Below are 20,646 nucleotides of genomic sequence, written 5' to 3' on the forward strand. Positions count from 1 at the left end.
GATCATTGTCCTTAGACCGGGACAATCTCCTCTTCGAGACAACCGACGACGAGCTGTTCGCCGAACTCGACGAGGTAGATCGGCATGTTCGCTTCGGTATGGGTGCCGACCTGCACGATCTCACCCATGTCGCCGATGCCGACCAGCTTGGCTTCGGCCGGCGCATTCGGGAACGAGCCGTCATTGACGAGGTCGATCAGCGCCTTGACGCGCTGGCCCCATTGGTATTTCGGCATCCGCGGTTCGATCATGACCTGTACGCTCCCGGCAGCGGCAGCTCGTCCTCGGCCTCCCCGCGGGGGACAGTGGATTCGAGCTCCTTGCGTTTCATGCCGACGCGGTTTCCGCTTTCGAGAAACTCGACGCCGTAGATGTAGAATTGCTGCAGGAAGGTGCCGATCGAGACGACGTAGCCGATCTCGCCCTTCTTCGCGAGGATCTCGCCGATCTCCTTGCCCGCATAGGTGCCGTCGTTCCGGATCGTGCGCTTCGCCTTCACTTTCTCGCCGAAGGTGAAGTATGGCGGCGCCGACAGCTCGACGACCTCGCTGTCACGAACGATGTTGCTCATGCCGGTTTCTCCATCGCAGCTCCCGAACGGTTGTCGAGCCGGCCGCGCGCCATCTCCTGCACCAGCGGATCTTCGTCGCGCGCGAGCTCGGCGATCTCAGCGAGCGGGATGCGGCTCGCGACCTCATGGCGCACACGCCAGTCGGGATCCCGACGCATCGCTGTCAGCAGATCGGGCGCCAGGCGCTCGGCGATCTCCAGCCGCACCCGCGCATCGGGATCGCTGATCATGCCGAGCAGCCAGTCGCTCGGGATACGCCGCGCGACGACACGGCGGACCTCGGCCTCGGGATCGCCCATCATGCGGCCGAGCACTGAGGGCACGATGCGGCGCGCGACGACCAGCCGGACGTAATAGTCGTCGTCCATCATCATCGGCATCAGGTCTTCGGGATCGAGCACGGTCGCGATGCGGATGCGGACCTCGCGATGTGGGTCGTGGCGCAGCCGCAGTACCAGCCGTTTCGGCAGCCGCCGCGCCGCATTCCAGCGCACGGTCTCCTCGGGATCGTCGAGCAGCGGCGGCAAGTAGAACGGGCTCGCATGCTTGGCGGCGATCGCCCGCACCTCGAAATGCGGATGCTTGACGTAGTCGTTGGCGAGCGCCGGATTCCAGTTGAAGAAGCGGTCGATGCGCCGCGCGTAGCGGTCGTGCACGCAGGCGTGGCGGAGCTTGCAGCCACCGGCCGCGCTCAGCTGCTCGTGGGCGCAGCCGGTGCAGCTGATCTCGTGGCCCTGCCAGTCGATGGCTTCGTCGATGTCGTCACTCATCGTCGAGCTCCACCCGGTCGACGACCTCGAGCAGCACGCGCGCGCCGATCTTGTCGGTGGGATCGAGGTCGAGCAGCTTCTGCACCGCGAGCCGCCCCTCGACGAGATTGCCGAGCCGCATCTGCAGGTAGGCGTAGCCCTTCAAGGTGAACATGAAGAAGCGCGGCAGCATGTGGTCGAAGCTGCCGAATTCGGCATGCTCCGGCCGGACGTCACGCCAATGCGGCGGCAGATGGTTTTCGAGCGCGGCCTTGGCGAGACAGCGCTTGGCGATACGGAGCGCGTCGTTGAGCCGCCCCTTGTAGAAGTAGAAACGATAGAAGCCGATCAGGACCGCCGCATGATCCGGCGCCAGCGCCTCGGCCTGTTTCAGATGAGCCTCGGCGACATCGTCGAGATGATAGCTCTGACTGGCCTGCCACAGCTGATGCTCGGCCTCTTCCGGCAGCCCGCCACCGAGCAGCGCGTCCGCAAGCAGCGCGTCCTCAATGGCAGTTTGGGAGTTGGGCCGGGCATCGGTCGGCATGATCTGCTGTCCTAGTCCTGCAGCGCCTTCAAGGCATGGCTGGAGCACGACACCTGTTTCGGATCATGGAACACCAGTCCGGTCTGGGTGGCGGTGTCAGCGAAATCGATGGTGACGCCATCGAGCAGCAACCGGCTCTCGGCCGGCAGGAACAGCTTGACGCCGTCGCGCTCGACCACAGCGTCTCCGGAGAGCGGCGTGGCGAGCACGCTGATGTCGGCGGCGAGACCCGAGCAGCCGCCCGGCGACACCGCGAGGCGGAAGCCGGCGCCGGCGGCGCCGTCGGCTCGCAGCATCATGCGCATGAATTTCTGCGCGGCTGGCGTGAGCGTGAAGTTCATCTGGCTCTCCTCAGGCCGGCGGCTGATAGCGCGGGAACGAATTGTCGATGACGCAGGTGTTGTCGACCGGACAGACCGCGGCGCATTGCGGCTCGTCGAAATGGCCGATGCACTCGGTGCACTTCTTGGGGTCGATCACGAAGGTGCCGTTCTTCTCGGAGATCGCCACGTTCGGACATTCGGGCTCGCAGGCCGAACAGCTCGTGCATTGCGAGGCAATGATCTTCAAAGTCATGAAACGCTCCTGTCGAAAGGGGCCGGCGGCGCCGCGACGCCGCCGGGATCGGATCTCACGCCGCCGAGGTCAGGGCGCCCTGGCGGATCTCGGCGTCCCCGCGCACGACGTGCTCGATCTCGCCGCTGTTGACCTTGTCCAGGTAGCTCTTGAACCAGGCGATCGCCGACTTCTCGATGAACTCGTGGGCGAACTGGTCGACCGGCTCGATGCCGGCGGCCTGCAGGTCGCTCTTCGGGCAGCCGCCGATCTTGGCCACGAACACCGCATGGCAGTCGTTGATGGCGCGGATCACGGTCTCCAGGCTGTCCTCGTCGCCATAACCGCCCTGGCAGTACAGGTCGACACGGCGGTGACCGACGAACTTCGCACCGGCCGTGGAGAGTTCGTAGACCTGGAACTCCTTGGCGTGGCCGAAATGCTCGTTGATCAGGCCCGAGCCCTTGGTCGCGACCGCGACCAGCAGCTTGACGTCGCTGGACTGGCCGGCGAGCGAGGCAAGCTCCTCCTGGCGGGCAACGACCTTGGCGACACGCTCGCTCTCGACCGCCTCCTGATAGGCCTTGCGGCTGTCGATGTCGTAGTTCACTTCCATCGCCATGATCTTGTCGGTGGTGAACTCCGCCGAGCGGTCCTCGCCGAGCAGGCCGACGGCGTCGGCGCGGCACTGGCGGCAGTGCCGCATCATGTTCATCTCGCCTTCGCACTCGTCCTGCAGCGCCTTCAGCTCCTGCGCGGTCGGGCCGCGCTGGCCGGTCAGGCCGAACACGGTGCCATGCTCCGGCGAGGAGATCAGCGGCATGATGTTGTGCAGGAAGGCGCCGCGCGACTTCACCGCCTTGTTGACCTCGACGAGGTGCTTGTCGTTGACGCCGGGGATCATCACCGAGTTGACCTTGCAGAGGATGCCGCGCTCGGTCAGCATCTCCAGGCCCTGCAGCTGGCGGTCGGTCAGCAGCTTGGCCGCCTCGACGCCGGTGTAGCGCTTGTGCTTCCAGAACACCCAGGGATAGATCTTGGCGCCGATCTCGGGATCGACCATGTTGATGGTGATGGTGACGTGGTCGACGTTGAAGCCGGCGATGGTGTCGACATGGTCGGGCAGCGCGAGGCCGTTGGTCGACAGGCAGAGCTTGATGTCGGGCGCGGTGCGCGCGATCAGCTCGAACGTCTTGAAGGTCTTCTCGGGGTTGGCGAGCGGATCGCCGGGGCCGGCGATGCCGAGCACGGTCATCTGCGGAATGGTCGAGGCGACCGCGAGCACCTTCTTGGCAGCCTGCTCCGGCGAGAGCTTCTCGCTGACGACGCCCGGACGCGACTCGTTGGCGCAGTCATATTTGCGATTGCAATAGTTGCACTGGATGTTGCAGGCGGGCGCCACGGCGACATGCATGCGCGCGTAGTGGTGATGCGCCTCCTCGCTGTAGCAGGGATGGTTCTTCACCTTCTCCCAGATCTCCGGCGGGAGGTCGTTCTCGCCGGCGCCCGAGCCGCAGCTCGCTTTGCCGCTGCCGCCCGAGGTGCCGCAGCCCTTATGTTCTGCGATGGTCTGCATCACCGAGCTCAGCTTGTCGCCGTCCGGTATCGTCGCCTGTTCGTGCTGCACTGACGCGTCCATGTCCGCTCCTTAACGTTGCTGGCGAGCCGCAAACCGCCTTGGTAAGGAGTTCAGCAACTCGCGTGCCACGCCGCGGACAAGATCATTTCTTCGGACTATCAACGCGTTAGCAAAATCATTGCGGCTGTCGCCTTGCCAACATGCGAAAGCCTCTCGTTTGATGCGTTGTTAGAAACGTTACAGACTCAGACCGACGAGCGGACGCACAGCAAAACAGCGCGGCTTGTGGCCGCGCTGCTCGTGAGTGTGACGGGCGGGGCTCAGCCGCCGATGATGATCTCGGTGGCGCGGGCGAGCGGGATCGCGATCGGCGTCAGCCGCTCGGCGATGAAGAATTTCAACTCGTTCTTCGACAGCGTGTCCGGCTCGACCAGGACGTAGTGCTCGCTGCCCGAGCGCTTGATGACCTGGCGGCCATAGGTGCGCAGCAGCTGGTCGTTGAAGCGGCAGCCAATGAACAGGAAGCCGCGATCGGTGCGGCGATCCTTCACGGTGTCGGGAATCGGCGTCTGGATGTCGATGTCGGTCAGGACCTCGACATAGTCGGCGTCGGTGATCAGGAAGTTCTTGGCCGGCGTGATGCCGCCATGCGGCTTGTACAGCAGCGTGGTCCAGCCACTGGCCTTCTCGCGATCGCTCTCGCCGCCATCAGCGTCGTAGAAGCGATACCAGCGGTCTTCGCCGATATGGGCGCGGGTGATGCCCTGGACTTCGCCCCAGTCGCCGCGGCCGGCCAGCGCCGTCCGCATCGCGCCGTCATACCAGCTGTCGACGATCATCGGCAGCGGCAGCGACGCGAGATGCTGCTGCAACGGCGTCGGCGCGACCGGCGTGGCGAAAGCCTCCGTCATCAGCGTTGTCACCGTGTTCCGATGACGCGTGCTTTCGATGTGCTGCGCCGAGGCCCAGGCATTGCCCTTTGCGCGGCGCGGCAGCGCCACCTTGGTACCGAAGAACGCCGCCAGCGCCTCCGGATTCATCGGCACAGGGGCGCCGGACTGCTCCGAGACGGCCGGACCGAGAAACGGAACGACCTTGCCAGCCTTCAGCTTGGCGACGACGTCCTTCAGCAGCGCCTCGGCGTCGGCCTGCCTGATGATGTCGATATGAGGAAGCGGCGCATTCATCACTCGTCCCCTTCTCCACCGCGCTTGCGCGCATTGATCGTGATCGGCAGCCGCGTGTCGGCGGCCATCTGCGGCAGCTCGAGCACCCAGCCATTGGCGATGCGGATCCAGCCGCCCCACAAGGTCTCGTGCTCGGTCTCGACGATCGGCTCCTCCAGGTCCTTCTTGGGGACGTAGATGGAGAGGCCGGTTTCCGGCGAGCGGCGGATCATGACTTTCATTGCGTAAGCTCCGTGGGACGAAGGGCGTCCGCCGCGTTTGACGGATGATGTTGCAGCCAGGACGGCGAGGTCTCGCGGAGACGGCCGACGATGTCGGGCAGCACGGCCAGCACACCATCGATATCGTCGTCGGTGGTGTCGCGCGACAACGAGAAGCGCACCGCGCCGCGCAGCAGCTCCGGCGGTACGTTCATCGCCCTGAGCACGTGCGACGGCTCCATCGAGCCGGAGGCGCAGGCGGAGCCGAGCGAGGCGGCGATACCGGCCTGGTTCAGCCGCATCACGATCGGCTCGCCTTCGAGATGCTGGAACGCGATATTGGCGGTGTTCGGGAGTCGCTGCGCAACATCGCCGAGCATGGCGCAATGGCCGACGCCCTGGGTGATTCCCTGCTCCAGCCGGTCGCGCAGCGCGCGGACTCGGCCCTGCTCGTCGGCGAGATGCTTGGCGGCGAGTTCGGCCGCCTTGCCAAGGCCGATGATGGCGGGAACATTCTCGGTGCCGCCACGCCGGCGGCGCTCCTGCGGGCCACCGCGCACCAGCGGCGCGAACGGCGTGCCCTTCCTGACATACAGCGCACCGATGCCCTTCGGCCCGTGCAGCTTGTGTCCGGACAGCGACAGCATGTCGACGGCAGTGGCTTTCAGGTCAATGGCGATCTTGCCGACGGCCTGCACGGCATCGGTATGGAACAGCGCGCCGGCATCATGCGCGAGCTTGGCCAGCTCCGGAATGGGGTTCAGCGTGCCGGTCTCGTTGTTGGCCCACATCACGGACGCGATCGCGGTGCGCGGCCCAAGCGCGCGCTTGTAGGCGTCGACATCGAGCCGCCCGGCGGCATCGACGCCGATCAGGTGGACTGTGACGCCGCGCTTGTCGCGGAGATGCTCGACCAGCGTCAGGATCGCGGGATGCTCGACCGCGGTGGTGACGATCTCGTCGCGCCCGTCTTGAGTCTCGAGCGCCGAGAGGATCGCGGTGTTGTCCGATTCCGTCCCGCCCGAGGTGTAGACGATCTCGTGGTCGAACGCGGCGCCGAGCAGCGCCTGCAGGCTCTTGCGCGCCTGGCGGACGGCGCCCGCGACCTCGCTGCCGAAGGCATGCGAGGACGAGGCATTGCCGAACTGGTCCGTGAAGAACGGCAACATCGCCGCGACGACCTCGGGGTCGACGCGCGTCGTGGCGTTGTTGTCGAGGTACACCGGACGCACGGCCGCTCCTTAATGCCGCGCCTTCGCAGCGCCGGCCACCGGAACCAGACGGACGAACTCGCCGAGCTTCTCGATCATGCGGGCCTGGATGCCTTCCAGGGTCGCGCTGGCGAGCTTGCAGAAGATGCAGGCGCCGGCGAGCTTGACCATGATCTTGTTGCCGTCGATCTCGACGAGCTCGCAATCGCCGCCGTCGCGCTTGAGGTTCGGACGAACCTCCTCGATCACGGCGCGGATGATCCGCTCGCGTTCGCTCATCTGAGCCGGCGCTTCGACGACGCCCTGGGTTTCGACCAGCATGATATCAGCTCTTTCAGATGTTGAAGGGGTCAAGCGAAGGACTTGCCGCAACCGCAGCTCGACTTGGCGTTGGGGTTCTCGAAGGTGAAGCCGGAGCCTTCCAGCGCAACGACGAAATCGATCGTCGTGCCCTCGAGATATTCGAGGCTCTTGTGATCGACGAGCACGCGCACACCCTCGCGCTCGATCACGGTGTCCTCGGGCTCGCTGCCGCTGACGAGGCCCATGTTGTATTTGAGCCCGGCGCAGCCGCCGGCTTCGACCATGATCCGGAGACCGTCGACCGGCTTGTCGGAGGTCGTGATCGCGTTGCGCACTGCGTTGACGGCGCTGTCAGTCAGGTTGATCATCATCGTCTGGCCTTTCCCATCCGGCTGTTGCGAACGGAATTGGCAAGTCTCGTGCCATCGAACAATCGCCTGAAAGACCACGGCTTTTCGCGTTGTCTCTGTGGCGTTTCCGACGCGTGTCGACTTTGCGACAGACGCGGTTCACGCCGTGTCGCGCCCGTAACGCCGCGATGTCGCGGCGCAAATCCGACAATCGGTTGGCCCGACGGGCGAAAATTCCAGGCAAATCAACGCGCAACGAACATCGGCAGACAACTTGCATCACCGCCCTTTTGACCGCGCCGTGCGGCGAACGGCTCATGAAGGACATGCGAGGGGATTTGCTGATGACGACATTGGAGAAGACGGTTGCGATCGAGACCACCGCGCTCGCGCAGCTCGACAAGGAGGGACGGCTGCTCAATGCCGTGCTGAAGGCGCCGACGACGAAGCCCGGCCGGTTCGGCTTCCGCGGCGACATCGCGTTGAAATTCCAGACCCAGGTCGCCGACGAGAAGCGCCCGCCGGATTTCTCGATCGAGCAGGTGCTGACGATCGTCAACGACGGCGAGCCGACGATTCCGGTGCTGGTCGGCTACATCCACTCGCTCGCCTATCTCGAGACGGCGGTCGAGGTGCTCAAGGGCCTGCTGAAGCCGGATGGCAGCTACTTCATGTTCTGCAACAACATCGACCTGCTGGCGAAATACCGCATCAAGATGGGCGATGTGACGTTCTACGTCCTGCCGTGCGATGAATCGACGGTCTGGAAGGAGATGATGGATCTTCTGTCGATCGACAAGAACGACATCAAGAAGCTCGATACCGCCGGCAAGCTCGACTACGTGCTCGACGCCGCGGTGAAGTTCAGCGAGAGCTACGAGGTCATCGCCTATGCCGACGCGCTGGCCAAGATGGAGCCGGTGAAGAACCGCAATGAAAACCGACCTGTTTGAGGTCTTTTCGCCATCTCCACAGCCGTCATGCCCGCGGAGGCGGGCATCCAGTACGCCGCGGCATAAGATATTGAACCGAGGTGTCACGGCGTACTGGATCGTCCGCCTTCGCGGACGATGACAGCCGGGCTTACATGACCAAGGTGCGAAGACGGTAGAACAGGCGCTCAGCATAAGATGAAGTCCCGGCCCTTGCGCCAGGACTTCAGGTGAGATCTCAGCCCTCTTCGCACTGAAGCCCGGTCTCGGACTCCTCATCGTCCTCGTCGTCCTCGACCAGGGTCACGCCGGTGACGCAGATGTCGCCATCGATGACCGACAGCGCCACCGGCGTCAGGCTCTCGCCCTTGCACGGGCCATCGACGCACATCCCGGTGCCGATCTCGAACAGCGAGCCGTGCTTGCCGCAGAGGATGCGCAGGCCGTTGCCGTCCAGGAACTGGTTGCGCTCCCAGTCCAGATTGACCTTGTCGTGCGGGCACATGTTCAGATAGCCGAACACCTGCTTGCCCCAGCGGATCACGAAGATCGGCCACGGGCGATGGCTGCCGTCCTCCGCCACGATCATGAGCTGAAAGCCCATGGCGCGGCGGCTCGGGATGTCGTTGAAGCTGCAGATGGCGTAGGCGACGTCGGTCGTCATGTCGGGCTCCATCGATGTCTGGCGCATGTCCGACATTGCCGCTTTCCACACAGCGAGAGCGACCGTCGGCTCGCTGACGGCACACGTTGCAAGATTCGCGCAACTCAGCGCGTCACCTGCCTTTCTCGCTTTTGCGAGAGACTGGCACAGAACTTGAAAATTTCTCCTGCAAACGGCCCTTTGTAAGGAGATCGACATGAACGTGACATTGGACTTCGTCGAGAGCTCGCTCGACGACATCAAGGCCGCTCTCGACGGCGGCACGCTGACGGTCTACTCCGTGGCGCGTCCGACCACCGCCGACAAGGCGGTCGACCGCAGCGGCGTGCTCGCGACCTTCACCTTTGGCTCGCCCGCTTTCGGACCCGCAGTCGACGGCCTGGAGCAGCCGATCTTCGTCGCCGCCGCCGTGCCGGCCGCCACCGTCGGCACGCCCGGCTTCGCCCGCGCCCGCAAGGCCGACGGCACCACGGTTGCCGATTTCTCGGCCGGCCCCGGCGAGCGCGAGATCAAGTTCACCGAAGTGTCCTGCTCGCCCGGCGCGCCGGTGACGGTTGCGACCTTCAAGATCATCGCCGATGGCGGCTGGCCTGAGCGGCCGGAATATTACGACAGCCATCCGCGCCCGGGCTACGCGATGCCGAAAACGCTCTGACGCGCTTTTCGCGTCAGCTGTCCCGTTGGCCCTCATCGAGAGCGCATGCATGAGCAGAGATCCTTCCGACGCCCTCGTCAGCTCCGAATGGCTGGCGCAGCATTTGTCTGATCCGGATATCAAGATCCTCGACTGCACCTGGCATCATCCGAGCACCAATCTCGACGGCCGCACACAGTATCGCGGCCGGCACCTGCCGGGCTCGGTGCATTTCGACATCGACCAGGTCGCCGACAAGACCAACCCGCTGCCGCATATGCTGCCGACGGCGGAGGACTTCGCCCACAAGGTCGGGCTGCTCGGCATCAGCAATGCCGACCGGGTCATCGTCTATGACCGCCACTATGGCGGCTCCGCCGCGGGCCGCGTGTGGTGGATGTTCCGCGTCTTCGGCCACGATAACGTTGCCCTGCTCGATGGTGGCTTCGGCAAATGGACCAAGGAGAAGCAGCCGGCGGAGATGACGCCGGTGCGCCCGTCGCCGGCCAGCTTCACGGCCAGCTTCCGGCCCGAGCTGGTCGCGACCTCTGCGCAGGTGCAGGGCGCGCTGCAAAGTGGCGGGCAGCTGGTCGACGCCCGCGGTCCGGGCAAGTTCGACGGCACGCAGCCGGACGTTTTTTCCTTCAAGCGCCAGGGCCACATTCCCGGCGCCATCAACCTGCCCTGGGCCGATCTGGTCGATCCCGACACCGGCGTGCTGCTGCCGCCCGACGGACTTGCCGCGCGCTTCGCGGCCGCCGGTGTCGATCTGGCGAAGCCGATCGTCACCACCTGCGCCTCGGGCATCATCTCCTGCATGCTGGCGCTGGCGCTGTACCGGCTCGGCGTTCCCACCGTCGCGGTCCACGACGGCGCCTGGGCGGAATGGAGCCAGCTCGACGACACGCCGGCGGCGGCGTGACCTCTGGACCTCGATGACGGGAGCCCACGCATGACAAAGACTCTGGTCAAGACCACGCAGGACGGCCGCAAGGTGGAAGTGATCGGGCTGGCCATCTGCCTCGACGGCGAGCTCGAAGCGTTCGAGCTGGTCGAGGTCAAGCTGCATCCGAACCGCCGCAAGATCTGGGAAGCGGCGCCGGATGCCACCCACATGGCCGGCCGCATCACGCTGACGAAGGAGGAAGCCGCGATCGTCGAGGGCGCCTTCGCTGGCGCCCAGTCCGAGATCCTCGCCAGCCCCGCCGCGATCAACGAACGCTTCCGGATCGCCGCGATGTGGAAGGCCAGGGAACAGGGGATCGAGTAGGTCCCTGCTTCACGGCTGCACCCCGCCGCTCTCAACCGTCATCCCGGGGCCCGCGCAGCGCGAGCCCGGAATCCATAGGCACAGCCGGTAATAAGCCGCGGGATGACCGTGGCGCTTGTCTTCGAAGGCAACAACCGATCGCGGTTATGGATTCCGGGCGCATCGCTGCGCGATGCCCCGGAATGACGAGCGGATGGACTGATTTTCGTCTAGCCGCGCTGGATTCGGAGGACAAGAATCGTAGGGTGGGCAAAGCCAGCGGCCGGCGCGAAGCGCCGGGCGATGGCGTGCCCACCATTGTCGCTGCGCGCGCGGAGAGACGGTGGGCACGGCGCGTGAGACCGAGTATCTATCGTGAGACCACCCAGGCGCCTTTGCCCACCCTACCGACCCAACCGTCATCGCGAGCGCAGCGACGCGATCCAGGGCGGTGCGGGGATTCTGGATTGTTTCGTCGCCTGCGGCGCCTCGCAATGACGGCTGTCGCTGGATAGCCAGTCGACTATTGGAAGATCCGCCCGCGGTAATGATAGCTGCCGCCGTCATCCACATCGAACAGCTCGCCGATGTCCGGATGCTTCACCGGCTCACCCGAGGCGTCGGCGATCAGGTTCTGCTCGGGCACATAGGCGATGTAGCTGCTGTCGCCGCTCTCGGCGAGCAGATAATAGAACGGCTGCTCCTTGTCGAGCCTGGCGTCCATCGTGATCGCCCGCCAACCCTCCTCCTCGGAGAATGACAGGTCGACGTCGAACACGACACCGCGCAAATCGTAGACGCGGTGTCGGGCCACCTGTCCGATCGTGAATTTTGCGTCCATCCGCAGCATGGTAGCACGTCCGATGTCTCAGCCCGCCGGCGAATGGGTCTGGCAATTGGTCGGGCAGACCCGGGCGCAGGCGCCGCAGCCGATGCAGGCGCCGGTGTCGTGCATGACCATGATCTTCTTCTCGACCTCGTCATCCTCGTCGTCGTCAAGCTCGACGAACTCGCCCTCGTCGTTGATGCCCTTCAGGGTCATGACCTCGCGGCCGCAGACCTTGTAGCAGCGGCCGCAGCCGATGCACTTGGCCGCATCGATCGCGACCAGATAGTCCGGCCGCCAGTCGCGGCCGTCGCGGGTTGAATTGGACATGGTGACAGGTCCTTGTGCGGGCTTTACGCGGCCTCGAGCTTCTTCAGCTCGGCCCGCTTCTTCTCCAGCTCGGCGAATGCCTCATGCGCCTTCTGCGCCGTCGGCAGGATCTGGTCCCAGTTGATGGGCAGTTCCTCCGACAGGTCGTGCAGGTTCATCTTGGCATCCATGGCGCGGGCCGACAGCTTCTTGATCTCGGCCTTCAATGTATCCAGGTCGCTCATCGTCTCATCCTCGCCGTTAGTAATTCGCGACGTCCTTGAACTTCTCGATCATCTCGACGCCGGCCTTGACGAACTTGTCGCCCTCGTCGGCGAGCTTGCCGAGATTGTCGAAGCCGAAGCGATGCACGTCGCGCAGCTGCTTGTTGACCACGATCAGCCGGCCGCCGATCAGCACCATGCGGCCAAAGCCCTCATGGCTCATCTTCAGCATCGGCGAGATCATCACGCCGGTGGCCTTCTCGATCGACAGCGCGATCGCGTTGAAGAACAGTTCGAGACGCCAGATCGTCTCCGGATCGGGATCGCCGATGATCGGCAGCGCGCGCCGCTTTTCCTTGTCCAGGATGTAGGGCTCGAGCAGCTCGACGTCCTTCTTGCCCTCCCAGGCCCCATGGGTGTCCTGGGCGCGCCAGACCTTGATCAGCTCCTTGACGAAGGGCCGCTGCTCGGCGGGGACGACTTCTTCTACGACTGCGGTATCAGACATGTTCGTTTCCTCATTCCTCGAAATCGAGCGCGCGTTCCTGGCCTTTGGCCAAGGCTTTGCGCAGCCACGGCGGCGGCGTGCCCTTCAGCACCGCCTGCAGCTTGCCGAGGAGATCGGTGATCTCCTCGGGCTGGGTGACCTTCATCGGGTGGATGTTGTTGGCGACCACGCGCGCCGCGCCGGAGCCGCCGATCGCGGCGACATAGAGGATCGCGCAATCCTTGATCGCCTCGATCTTCGGCGCCAGCTTGTCCTCGTTGCCGTCCTCCTTGAGATCGCCGTCGAACTCGACCGTCTCGACGAAGCGATAGCCCTCGGGATCGAGATCGTAGATCGCGATGTTCTTGGCCCAGCCGAAATGGGCGTCGACGCGTTTCAGATCCTGGGTAGCGAATGCGACTTTCATGTCGTCGGTCCTTTCTCCTCGAGCGTCAATGCAACGGCGCCGCGACGGCGGACTCGGTCGAGGCCTGCTGGAAATCCTTCCAGGGATCGATCCAGGTGTCCGGCGTCGGCTGATGGTTGTCCTCGCGGTCGGCGATGATCAGGTTGGCGAGCGCAAACACCAGGTCGCGGGTGCCGCGATAGCCGACGGTCAACAGGTGCCCAGCACCCAGCCGGTCGAACATCGGAAAGCCGATCCGGTAGAACGGGATCTTGAGCCGCGCCGCCGCCTGGCGGCCGTGCGAATGCGTCATCATCAGACCGCAGTCGCGCTCTTTTGCGCGCGTCTCCAGATCCTCGAGATCGCCGATCAGCACCTCCTCGCACGGCATGCGCTCCAGCACCGGCGACTGCGTGGTGGTGACGGCGACCGCGATCTCGGCGCCCATGTCGTGCAGCATGCTGGCGACGTCGAACAGCAAATCCGGCTCGGCGCCGATCGCGAGCTTGCGGCCGCCGATATGGAAATGCGCATCCAGCATCGCATCCGCGAGCTGGCCGCGCTGGCGGCGATATTTCGCCGGCACCGGACGCCCCGAGATCTCGCTCAGGAAGGCCATGAACTCGTCGTTCGGCAGCAGGCCGCAGAGCCGCTCGAACAGCCGGTACGGCACGCCGGTCTTCGCCTGCATCGCTTCCGCCGCGCGCTTCATCTGCGCGCCGATCGCGATCGTCCAGGACGCGCTGCCCATGGTCGCGATCTCTTCGAGGCCGATGCCGCCGATCGTGGTCGGCGTGAACTCGTCGGGGATGTGGCCGTCGAGCGAGCCGCCGATATCCGGCAGGAACGACGGCTCCAGGCCGAAATCCTCGAAGATGGTGCGGAGCTCCTCGATATCGCCGGGCGTCAGATGGCAGCCCGGCAGCACGTTGACCCTGGCAGGATCGCGCCGGGTCGAGGTCGGCTTGTCGACGAGCACCTCGACCATCTTGGCAACCGTCTTGTCCCAGCCGTCCTGGAACGCATCCTTGAAGTCCGGGGTCGAGACGTAGACCAGCGGATAATTGGCGAGCTCCGGGTGCTTCTCGCGGATCAGCTTGATGTAGCCGTCGACGTCGTCGCCCTTGGTCTCGGTGACGCCCGTGGAGCAGATGCCGATGATCTCCGGCTTCTGCTTCTTGTAGATGTTGAGGATCGCCTGCTCGACATTCTCGTATCCGCCGAGCACGGTCGCGACCTCGCTCATGGCCGTCGTCTGCATGGGCACCGCTTCCTTGAAGTGGCGCACGAACAGGGTGAGGCCGAACGAGGTGCAGCCCTGCGAACCGTGCAGCAGCGGCATCGCGCCGCGCAGGCCGAGGAAGGCGAACGAGCCGCCGATCGGCTGGCTCATCTTCAGCGGATTGACCGCGCAGGCCTTCTTTCCGATGGTGACCTTGGCCATGAGCGCCACCCTATTCCGCTGCCTGCAGCAGCTCGGCGGGCGCCTTCTGCGCCGCCAGGATATCCTCGACCCGACCGGCACAGGCGCCGCAGCCGCCCGAGGCGTTGGTGTGGGTACGAACGCCGGCGACGTCGGTTAGACCATGCGCCTTGATCGCATCCTCGATGGTACCGAGATCGACCGACTTGCAGTGGCAGATCTTCTTGGCGCGGCGCGCGGCCTCGGCAGCGACGGGATCGGCGGCGAGCGCCGCGGCTTCTGCATTGGCCTGCGCGATCGCCTTGGCCTGCCAGTTGTTGCTGGCCGTCTCCCAGGGCGCCCGCTTGCGCAGCTGCTCCCACATCGGGTTGTAGATCGCTTTGTCGATCTCGGCGACCAGCTTCACCATGCCGATATAGCCCATGAAGGCGTGCGAGCGCTCCTGGTTGATGTCGAGCCAGGGCATCGCGGCCTTCAGCGCCACGAATTGCGACTTGCCGCCGGACAGCATGATGTCGGCCTTGGCGTCCTTGAGCATCTTGTACATCTCGCGGGGCGCCATATCGTCGATCATGTGGGCGTCCTGGCCCATCAGCTCCTTGATGCGCTCCTTGTCCTCCTTGGTGGACTTCTTCACGGAGGTGCCGACCAACTCCATGCCGGCTTCCTGCAGCGCCGCCACCACCGACCATGACTTCACGCCGCCGGTGATCAGCAGCACCTTCTTGCCGGTCAGCCGCTTCTTGAACGGCTCGATCGCCGCCCAGGCCTTGGCCTCCTCGCGCGCGATCACCGCCTCGGTGCGGTCCAGCAGGTCGGCCGGCGCGCCGCGCTCGACCAGCAGGCGTGCGATTTCGCGCAGCGAGTCCGAGGAGTCCTGGATGCCGTAGAACGAGCCCTCGAAGAACGGAATGCCGTAGCGCTCCTCCATCTTGCGGGCGACGTTGATCATCGCCTTGGAGCACACCATCATCGCCGCGCGAGCGCGATGCGACGACGCGACGTCCTTGTAGCGGCCGTCGCCCGAGATGCAGGCGGAGATGCGGATGCCGAGTTCGTCGAACAGCGGCTTCACCTGCCAGAGCTCGCCCGAGAGATTGTATTCGCCGATGATGTTGAGATCGTAGGGCGTCGTGACCTCCGGCTCGACGGTGCCGATGACGTGGTCGAGCAGCGCCTCGCCTGCGAGCTTGTTGCCGAGGTTCTTCGGACCGACGAAGCCCGGCGAATTGACGGGAATGCAGGGCTTGCCGAACTTGGCCGAGGCCGCCTTGCAGACCGCGTTGATGTCGTCGCCGGTCATGGCGGGCACGCAGGTCTGGTAGACGAAGACCGCCGGCGGATCGTATTTCTCGATGATTTCCTTGATCGCCTTGTACAGGCGCTTCTCGCCGCCGAACACGACGTCGGTCTCGTTGATATCGGTGGTGAAACCGGTGCGCCAGATCTGCGAGCCAGACGAGGCCGCACCGCGGTTGTCCCAGGAATTTCCTTCGCAGGCGATCGGCCCGTGCACGAGATGCGCGACGTCGGTCAGCGGCTGCAACGCGACCTTGGCGCCGTCGAAGGCGCAGCCACCGGCCGCGCCGCCCGGCTGCAGCTGCTTGGTGCAGCCCTTCTTGCGCTCGGCCTCGGACTTGTTGGCGTTCTTGCCGCAACCCGGCTCGTTGAAGACGTTCTGGATCGTGGCAGACAGCGAGCTCATCGGCTTCTCCTGTTGGCGGACCTTCTGCGCGTCTTGGTCGGACGAGGCGGCTCAGGCTTGGTGCCTTCCCACGAGCCGCATCGTCTGGAGCGAAGCGCGGCGGCCCCTGGGGACCGCCGCGCGCCGTGTCTTAGCGGATGATGTCGAAGCTGTAGTCCGACTTGGCCGGCACGTTGGTGTTGCGATCGATCTCGTCGAAGATCTTGTCGAGGATCGTGACCAGCACGTTCAGGCCGCCCTGATAGCCCCACACCGGATAGCGATGCTTGTGGTGGCGATCGAAGATCGGGAAGCCGATGCGGATCAGCGGCGTGCCGGTGTCGCGCTCCAGGTACTTGCCGTAGGTGTTGCCGATCAGGAAGTCGACCGGCTCGGTGAACAGCAGCGAGCGCATGTGCCAGAGATCCTTGCCGGGATACACGTGGCAGTTCTTGCCGAACGGCGAGGCATCGAACACCGCCTGCACGCGCTCCGCCCACTCCTTGTTGCCGTTGGTGGCGAGCACATGGGTCGGCTCGGCGCCGAGCTCCAGCAGGAACGAGGCGAGGCCGAGGCAGAGGTCCGGATCGCCATAGATCGCGAACTTCTTGCCATGGATGTGCGCGCTGGAGTCGGCGATCGCGTCGACCAGGCGGCCGCGCTCGACGGCGAGCGATTCCGGGATCTCCTTGCCCGAGATGCGCGACAGCGCCATCACGAAGGCGTCGGTGCCGGAGACGCCGACCGGGTGATGGAACGAGACCGTTTCCTGGCCATGGTTGGCGATGAAGGGCAGCGTCTTCTCGGTGCAATAGTGCTGCATCGAGATCGTCGCCTTGGCGTGAACGGCATTGGCCGCGTCTTCCAGGGTCGTGCCGCCCTCATACATGCGGAACTCGCCGTCGGTCGGCGTGTCGAACACATTCGAGTTGTCGCCGAGGATGGTGTACTCGATCCCCATCTCCTCGAAGATGTGCTTGACCTCGCGGATGTTGCCGACGGTGTAGCCGTCGAAGCCGCCGATGAAGTTGATCTTCTCGTTCGGAACGCGCTCCAGCTTCGGCGCGGTGCCGGCCTTGCCGTCCCAGAAGTGGTCGAGAATGCCCTTCATCGCGTTGTCGTAGCCGGTGACGTGGCTGCCGACGAAAGCCGGGGTGTGAGCGAAGGGAACGTCGTACTCGGCCGGAACCGAGCCCTTTTCCTTCGAGGTCTTGATGAAGGCGTTGAGGTCGTCACCGATGACTTCCGCCATGCAGGTGGTCGACACCGCGATCATCTTCGGCTTGTACATGTTGTAGGCGTTGGCGAGGCCGTCGATCATGTTGTTGAGGCCGCCGAACACGGCTGCGTCCTCGGTCATCGACGACGACACGCAGGAGCTCGGCTCCTTGAAGTGGCGCGACAGATGGCTGCGATAATAGGCGACGCAACCCTGCGAGCCGTGCACGAACGGCAAGGTCTTTTCGAAGCCGACGGCGACGAACACGGCGCCGAGCGGCTGGCAGGCCTTGGCCGGGTTGACGGTCAGCGCCTCGCGGGCAAAATTCTTCTCGCGATATTCGGGCGTCTTGGCCCATTCGCGGATGCGCTCGACTTCCGCGGGATCGCGCGGATTTTCGAACATCTTCTTCTTGTTGGCCAGCATCTGCTGGTATTCGGGACCACGGAAAAGCTCGAAGTGATCGAGCACATGTTCGGCAGACTGTGTCATGGGAAAACCCTCTCTATGTTCCTGTGTCGATCAGGGAGCGCTGGCTCTCCGCCGAAGGAGAGCCAGGCCGTGGGTGGTGGTTGTTACTCGGCCGCCTGGAGAAGGGGCTTCGGCGCCTGCTTCCAGGGAGCCTTGGTCATCTTCCAGACCGGCGAGTTGATCGCCATGTCCATGTCGCGGGCGAAGATCGCGAACCCGTCATAGCCATGGTAGGGACCCGAGTAGTCCCAGGAGTGCATCTGGCGGAACGGCACGCCCATCTTCTGGAAGACGTACTTTTCCTTGATGCCCGAGCCGACCAGGTCCGGCTGGACCTTCTCGACGAACTTCTCGAACTCGTAGCCGGTCACGTCGTCATAGATCAGCGTGCCGTCCTTGACGTAATGCTGGGCGGTGCGCTGATAGTCGTCGTTGTGGGCGAACTCGTAACCGGTGCCGACGACCTCCATGCCGAGGTCCTCGTAGGCGCCGATCACGTGGCGCGGACGCAGGCCGCCGACGAACAGCATCACGGTCTTGCCTTCCAGGCGCGGCCGGTACTTGGCGATCACGGCGTCCATCAGGGGCTGGTACTTGGCGATGACGCGCTCGGCACCTTCCTTGATCTTGTCGTCGAAATAGCTGGCGATCTTACGCAGCGATTCGGCGATCTTGCTCGGCCCGAAGAAGTTGTACTCGCACCACGGAATACCGAACTTCTCTTCCATGTGACGCGAGATGTAGTTCATCGAGCGGTAGCAGTGCAGCACGTTGAGCTTCGCTTTCGGCGTCGCCTCGAGCTCGGCCAGTGAGCCGTCGCCCGACCACTGGGCGATCACGCGCAGGCCCATCTCCTCGAGCAGGATGCGCGAGGACCAGGCGTCGCCGCCGATGTTGTAGTCGCCGATGATCGCGACGTCGTAATCCGACGGCTCGAAGCGCGGCGCGGCGTCGGCCGGCAGCTTGTCGAACACCCAGTCCCGGATCGCGTCGTTGGCGATGTGGTGGCCGAGCGACTGGGAGACACCGCGGAAGCCTTCGCAGCGGACGGGGACGATGGTCTTGCCGTCGTACTCCTTCGACTTGACCTTCGACACCGCCTCGATGTCGTCGCCGATCAGGCCGATCGGGCATTCCGACTGCACGGTGATGCCGTTGTTCAGCGGGAACAGCTCCTGGATCTCGTCCATGATCTTGGCGAGCTTCTTGTCGCCGCCGAACACGATGTCCTTCTCCTGGAAGTCGGAGGTGAACTGCATCGTGACGAAGGTGTCGATGCCGGTCGTGCCGATGTAGTAGTTGCGGCGCGCCGCCCAGGAATACTGGCCGCAGCCGACCGGGCCGTGGCTGATGTGGATCATGTCCTTGATCGGACCCCACACCACGCCCTTCGAGCCGGCGTAGGCGCAGCCGCGGATGGTCATCACGCCCGGGATCGACTTGATGTTCGACTTGACGCCGCAGTCCGACTTGCCGGACTCGTGGACGTTGAGATGCTTGGCGCGACGCTTGGCGGTCTTCTCGGGGTAGACCTTGAGGACCTCGGCGATCAGTTCCTTGTTGCGTGCCTTGATCTCGGCAACGCTTTGTTTCTCGATAACGCTCATCTGGCTTTTTCCTCGATGATCGGTTGCGGAGATCGCCCGGCCCGTCGAACACGACGGGCCGGATGACCGGTGACGCTTTAGGCCGTGGCGGCGAGGTCGGCGGCGGTCTTGCCGACCTGGCTCTCGTCGACCGCCTTCATGATGCCGTGCTCCATCAGCATGTCCTCGAGCTCGTCCATCGTGATCGGGGTCGGGATGATGCCCTTGCCGGCATTGCCGTGGATCTTGGTCGCCAGGTTGCGGTAGTGACCGGCCTGCACCGAGTCCGGCGCGTATTCCAGCACGGTCATGCGGCGCAGCTCGGCGTGCTGCACGATGTTGTCGCGCGGCACGAAGTAGATCAGCTGGGTGCCGAGCTTCTTGGCGAGAGCCTCAGCCAGCTCCAGCTCCTTGTCGGTCTGGCGCTCGTTGCAGACCAGGCCGCCCAGGCGCACGCCGCCGGAGTTCGCATACTTCAGAATGCCCTTGGAGATGTTGTTGGCGGCATACATCGCCATCATCTCGCCGGACATCACGATGTAGATCTCCTGCGCCTTGTTCTCGCGGATCGGCATCGCGAAGCCGCCGCAGACCACGTCGCCGAGCACGTCGTAGGACACGTAGTCGATGTCCTCATAGGCGCCGTTCTCTTCCAGGAAGTTGATCGAGGTGATCACGCCGCGGCCGGCGCAGCCGACGCCCGGCTCCGGACCGCCGGACTCGACGCAACGGATGTCGCGATAGCCGACCTTCATGACCTCTTCGATCTCGAGGTCCTCGACGCTGCCCGCGGCAGCGGCCAGGCTCAGGATGGTGTCCTGCGCCTTGGCGTGCAGGATCAGGCGGGTCGAATCCGCCTTGGGGTCGCAGCCGACGATCAGGATCCGATGACCCATCTCGGCGAGCGCCGCGAGCGTGTTCTGCGACGTCGTCGATTTGCCGATGCCGCCTTTGCCGTAGAATGCGATTTGTCGAAGTGATGACATTCTGCTCTCCATCAACCGATTGCCAATGTCCCGCATGCGCCTTGCATGACCAGGACCGCGTCCTCTCTCCAGAACCGGCAGACGGGTTATTGGGAAGGAGAGCATCGCTCGTCCGAAGCGTCGGCGTGCACTCAGCCCTCAACCATTGCCTGAACAGAGTTTTGCAACTGATGTGCCAGAGCTTTGGAATCGTTAAAAAGGCCATGTTTTGAAAGAGATGCGGCCAAGCTCGAAGCTAGGATGAGCTTGTTGCAAACCCGACATCGGAGTTTTTCACCCGACGCTCCCGCGACG

At 64.4% G+C, this 20,646-nt stretch carries 27 protein-coding genes; 4 read left to right on the forward strand and 23 right to left on the reverse strand.

Annotated elements, in window-relative coordinates; all coding sequences use genetic code 11:
- Positions 1-11: 11 nt before the first annotated feature.
- The 12 genes from BRADO_RS25155 to BRADO_RS25210 all read right to left on the reverse strand — a co-directional run bounded on the left by BRADO_RS25155 (position 12) and on the right by BRADO_RS25210 (position 7,270).
- Complete coding sequence (locus BRADO_RS25155) at positions 12-251, reverse strand: nitrogen fixation protein NifZ (protein WP_012029017.1); 240 nt, start codon at positions 249-251, stop codon at positions 12-14.
- Complete coding sequence (locus BRADO_RS25160; protein WP_009032133.1) at positions 248-571, reverse strand: nitrogen fixation protein NifZ; 324 nt, start codon at positions 569-571, stop codon at positions 248-250. Before BRADO_RS25160 ends, BRADO_RS25155 begins: the two co-directional genes overlap by 4 nt.
- A complete protein-coding gene (locus tag BRADO_RS25165) occupies positions 568-1,341 on the reverse strand; it encodes a 4Fe4S-binding leucine-rich repeat protein (protein WP_012029018.1) in 774 nt (257 codons plus the stop codon). Before BRADO_RS25165 ends, BRADO_RS25160 begins: the two co-directional genes overlap by 4 nt.
- On the reverse strand, positions 1,334-1,867 hold the full coding sequence (locus BRADO_RS25170) for a hypothetical protein (RefSeq protein WP_012029019.1): 534 nt from the start codon (positions 1,865-1,867) through the stop codon (positions 1,334-1,336). The genes BRADO_RS25165 and BRADO_RS25170 overlap by 8 nt, the downstream gene beginning before the upstream one ends.
- An 11-nt stretch (positions 1,868-1,878) precedes the next feature.
- Positions 1,879-2,208, reverse strand: a complete 330-nt coding sequence (locus BRADO_RS25175) for an iron-sulfur cluster assembly accessory protein (RefSeq protein WP_006609677.1) — start codon at positions 2,206-2,208, stop codon at positions 1,879-1,881.
- 10 nt (positions 2,209-2,218) lie between these two features.
- Entirely contained in the window at positions 2,219-2,443 is a 225-nt protein-coding gene (locus tag BRADO_RS25180) for a YfhL family 4Fe-4S dicluster ferredoxin (RefSeq protein WP_006609676.1), read from the reverse strand.
- A 55-nt stretch (positions 2,444-2,498) separates the two neighbouring features.
- Positions 2,499-4,061: a nitrogenase cofactor biosynthesis protein NifB gene (gene nifB, locus BRADO_RS25185; RefSeq protein WP_012029020.1), complete on the reverse strand. Its 1,563-nt coding sequence runs from the start codon at positions 4,059-4,061 to the stop codon at positions 2,499-2,501.
- 260 nt (positions 4,062-4,321) lie between these two features.
- On the reverse strand, positions 4,322-5,188 hold the full coding sequence (locus BRADO_RS25190; RefSeq protein ID WP_012029021.1) for an SIR2 family protein: 867 nt from the start codon (positions 5,186-5,188) through the stop codon (positions 4,322-4,324).
- Positions 5,188-5,409 (reverse strand): putative nitrogen fixation protein NifT, encoded by a 222-nt coding sequence (gene nifT, locus BRADO_RS25195; protein WP_012029022.1) that lies wholly within the window; start codon positions 5,407-5,409, stop codon positions 5,188-5,190. Before nifT ends, BRADO_RS25190 begins: the two co-directional genes overlap by 1 nt.
- Complete coding sequence (gene nifS, locus BRADO_RS25200) at positions 5,406-6,620, reverse strand: cysteine desulfurase NifS (protein ID WP_012029023.1); 1,215 nt, start codon at positions 6,618-6,620, stop codon at positions 5,406-5,408. The genes nifT and nifS overlap by 4 nt, the downstream gene beginning before the upstream one ends.
- Before the next feature lie 9 nt (positions 6,621-6,629).
- Complete coding sequence (locus tag BRADO_RS25205) at positions 6,630-6,920, reverse strand: NifU family protein (protein WP_009032140.1); 291 nt, start codon at positions 6,918-6,920, stop codon at positions 6,630-6,632.
- Positions 6,921-6,949: 29 nt separating this feature from the next.
- A complete protein-coding gene (locus BRADO_RS25210) occupies positions 6,950-7,270 on the reverse strand; it encodes an iron-sulfur cluster assembly accessory protein (RefSeq protein ID WP_006609670.1) in 321 nt (106 codons plus the stop codon).
- A 326-nt stretch (positions 7,271-7,596) separates the two neighbouring features.
- Here BRADO_RS25210 and BRADO_RS25215 point away from each other — a divergent pair, with 326 nt between their 5' ends.
- Positions 7,597-8,205 (forward strand): hypothetical protein, encoded by a 609-nt coding sequence (locus BRADO_RS25215; RefSeq protein ID WP_006609669.1) that lies wholly within the window; start codon positions 7,597-7,599, stop codon positions 8,203-8,205.
- 217 nt (positions 8,206-8,422) lie between these two features.
- Here the strand turns inward: BRADO_RS25215 and BRADO_RS25220 are convergent, their stop codons facing one another.
- Entirely contained in the window at positions 8,423-8,848 is a 426-nt protein-coding gene (locus tag BRADO_RS25220; RefSeq protein WP_041757723.1) for a Rieske 2Fe-2S domain-containing protein, read from the reverse strand.
- 196 nt (positions 8,849-9,044) lie between these two features.
- Here BRADO_RS25220 and BRADO_RS25225 point away from each other — a divergent pair, with 196 nt between their 5' ends.
- The 3 genes from BRADO_RS25225 to BRADO_RS25235 are packed head-to-tail and all read left to right on the forward strand — an operon-like array spanning position 9,045 to position 10,752.
- The gene (locus tag BRADO_RS25225; RefSeq protein WP_012029025.1) at positions 9,045-9,503 is read left to right on the forward strand and encodes a hypothetical protein; all 459 of its coding nucleotides are present in this window, start codon (positions 9,045-9,047) and stop codon (positions 9,501-9,503) included.
- Between the two features lie 49 nt (positions 9,504-9,552).
- Positions 9,553-10,404, forward strand: a complete 852-nt coding sequence (locus tag BRADO_RS25230; RefSeq protein WP_012029026.1) for a sulfurtransferase — start codon at positions 9,553-9,555, stop codon at positions 10,402-10,404.
- A 30-nt stretch (positions 10,405-10,434) separates the two neighbouring features.
- Complete coding sequence (locus BRADO_RS25235; protein ID WP_006609665.1) at positions 10,435-10,752, forward strand: hypothetical protein; 318 nt, start codon at positions 10,435-10,437, stop codon at positions 10,750-10,752.
- 502 nt (positions 10,753-11,254) lie between these two features.
- On the opposite strand, the gene hspQ is transcribed toward BRADO_RS25235, so the two are convergent.
- The 10 genes from hspQ to nifH all read right to left on the reverse strand — a co-directional run bounded on the left by hspQ (position 11,255) and on the right by nifH (position 20,352).
- Entirely contained in the window at positions 11,255-11,581 is a 327-nt protein-coding gene (hspQ, locus tag BRADO_RS25240; protein ID WP_012029027.1) for a heat shock protein HspQ, read from the reverse strand.
- An 18-nt stretch (positions 11,582-11,599) separates the two neighbouring features.
- A complete protein-coding gene (gene fdxB / locus BRADO_RS25245) occupies positions 11,600-11,887 on the reverse strand; it encodes a ferredoxin III, nif-specific (protein WP_006609663.1) in 288 nt (95 codons plus the stop codon).
- Between the two features lie 23 nt (positions 11,888-11,910).
- Positions 11,911-12,111, reverse strand: coding sequence for a CCE_0567 family metalloprotein (locus BRADO_RS25250; protein ID WP_006609662.1), 201 nt, complete (start codon positions 12,109-12,111; stop codon positions 11,911-11,913).
- Positions 12,112-12,127: 16 nt separating this feature from the next.
- Positions 12,128-12,598, reverse strand: coding sequence for a NifX-associated nitrogen fixation protein (locus BRADO_RS25255; RefSeq protein ID WP_006609661.1), 471 nt, complete (start codon positions 12,596-12,598; stop codon positions 12,128-12,130).
- 10 nt (positions 12,599-12,608) lie between these two features.
- Positions 12,609-13,004 (reverse strand): nitrogen fixation protein NifX, encoded by a 396-nt coding sequence (gene nifX / locus BRADO_RS25260; protein WP_012029028.1) that lies wholly within the window; start codon positions 13,002-13,004, stop codon positions 12,609-12,611.
- A gap of 25 nt (positions 13,005-13,029) precedes the next feature.
- Positions 13,030-14,427: a nitrogenase iron-molybdenum cofactor biosynthesis protein NifN gene (gene nifN, locus BRADO_RS25265; RefSeq protein ID WP_012029029.1), complete on the reverse strand. Its 1,398-nt coding sequence runs from the start codon at positions 14,425-14,427 to the stop codon at positions 13,030-13,032.
- 10 nt (positions 14,428-14,437) lie between these two features.
- A complete protein-coding gene (nifE, locus tag BRADO_RS25270) occupies positions 14,438-16,111 on the reverse strand; it encodes a nitrogenase iron-molybdenum cofactor biosynthesis protein NifE (RefSeq protein WP_012029030.1) in 1,674 nt (557 codons plus the stop codon).
- Positions 16,112-16,241: 130 nt separating this feature from the next.
- Complete coding sequence (gene nifK, locus BRADO_RS25275; RefSeq protein WP_012029031.1) at positions 16,242-17,801, reverse strand: nitrogenase molybdenum-iron protein subunit beta; 1,560 nt, start codon at positions 17,799-17,801, stop codon at positions 16,242-16,244.
- Positions 17,802-17,884: 83 nt separating this feature from the next.
- On the reverse strand, positions 17,885-19,387 hold the full coding sequence (nifD, locus tag BRADO_RS25280; protein ID WP_012029032.1) for a nitrogenase molybdenum-iron protein alpha chain: 1,503 nt from the start codon (positions 19,385-19,387) through the stop codon (positions 17,885-17,887).
- A gap of 77 nt (positions 19,388-19,464) precedes the next feature.
- Positions 19,465-20,352 carry a nitrogenase iron protein gene (gene nifH, locus BRADO_RS25285; RefSeq protein ID WP_012029033.1) on the reverse strand — a complete coding sequence of 296 codons (888 nt, stop codon included), beginning with the start codon at positions 20,350-20,352 and terminating at the stop codon, positions 19,465-19,467.
- Positions 20,353-20,646 lie beyond the last annotated feature (294 nt).

The organism is Bradyrhizobium sp. ORS 278, assembly GCF_000026145.1.
Taxonomy (GTDB): Bacteria; Pseudomonadota; Alphaproteobacteria; order Rhizobiales; family Xanthobacteraceae; genus Bradyrhizobium.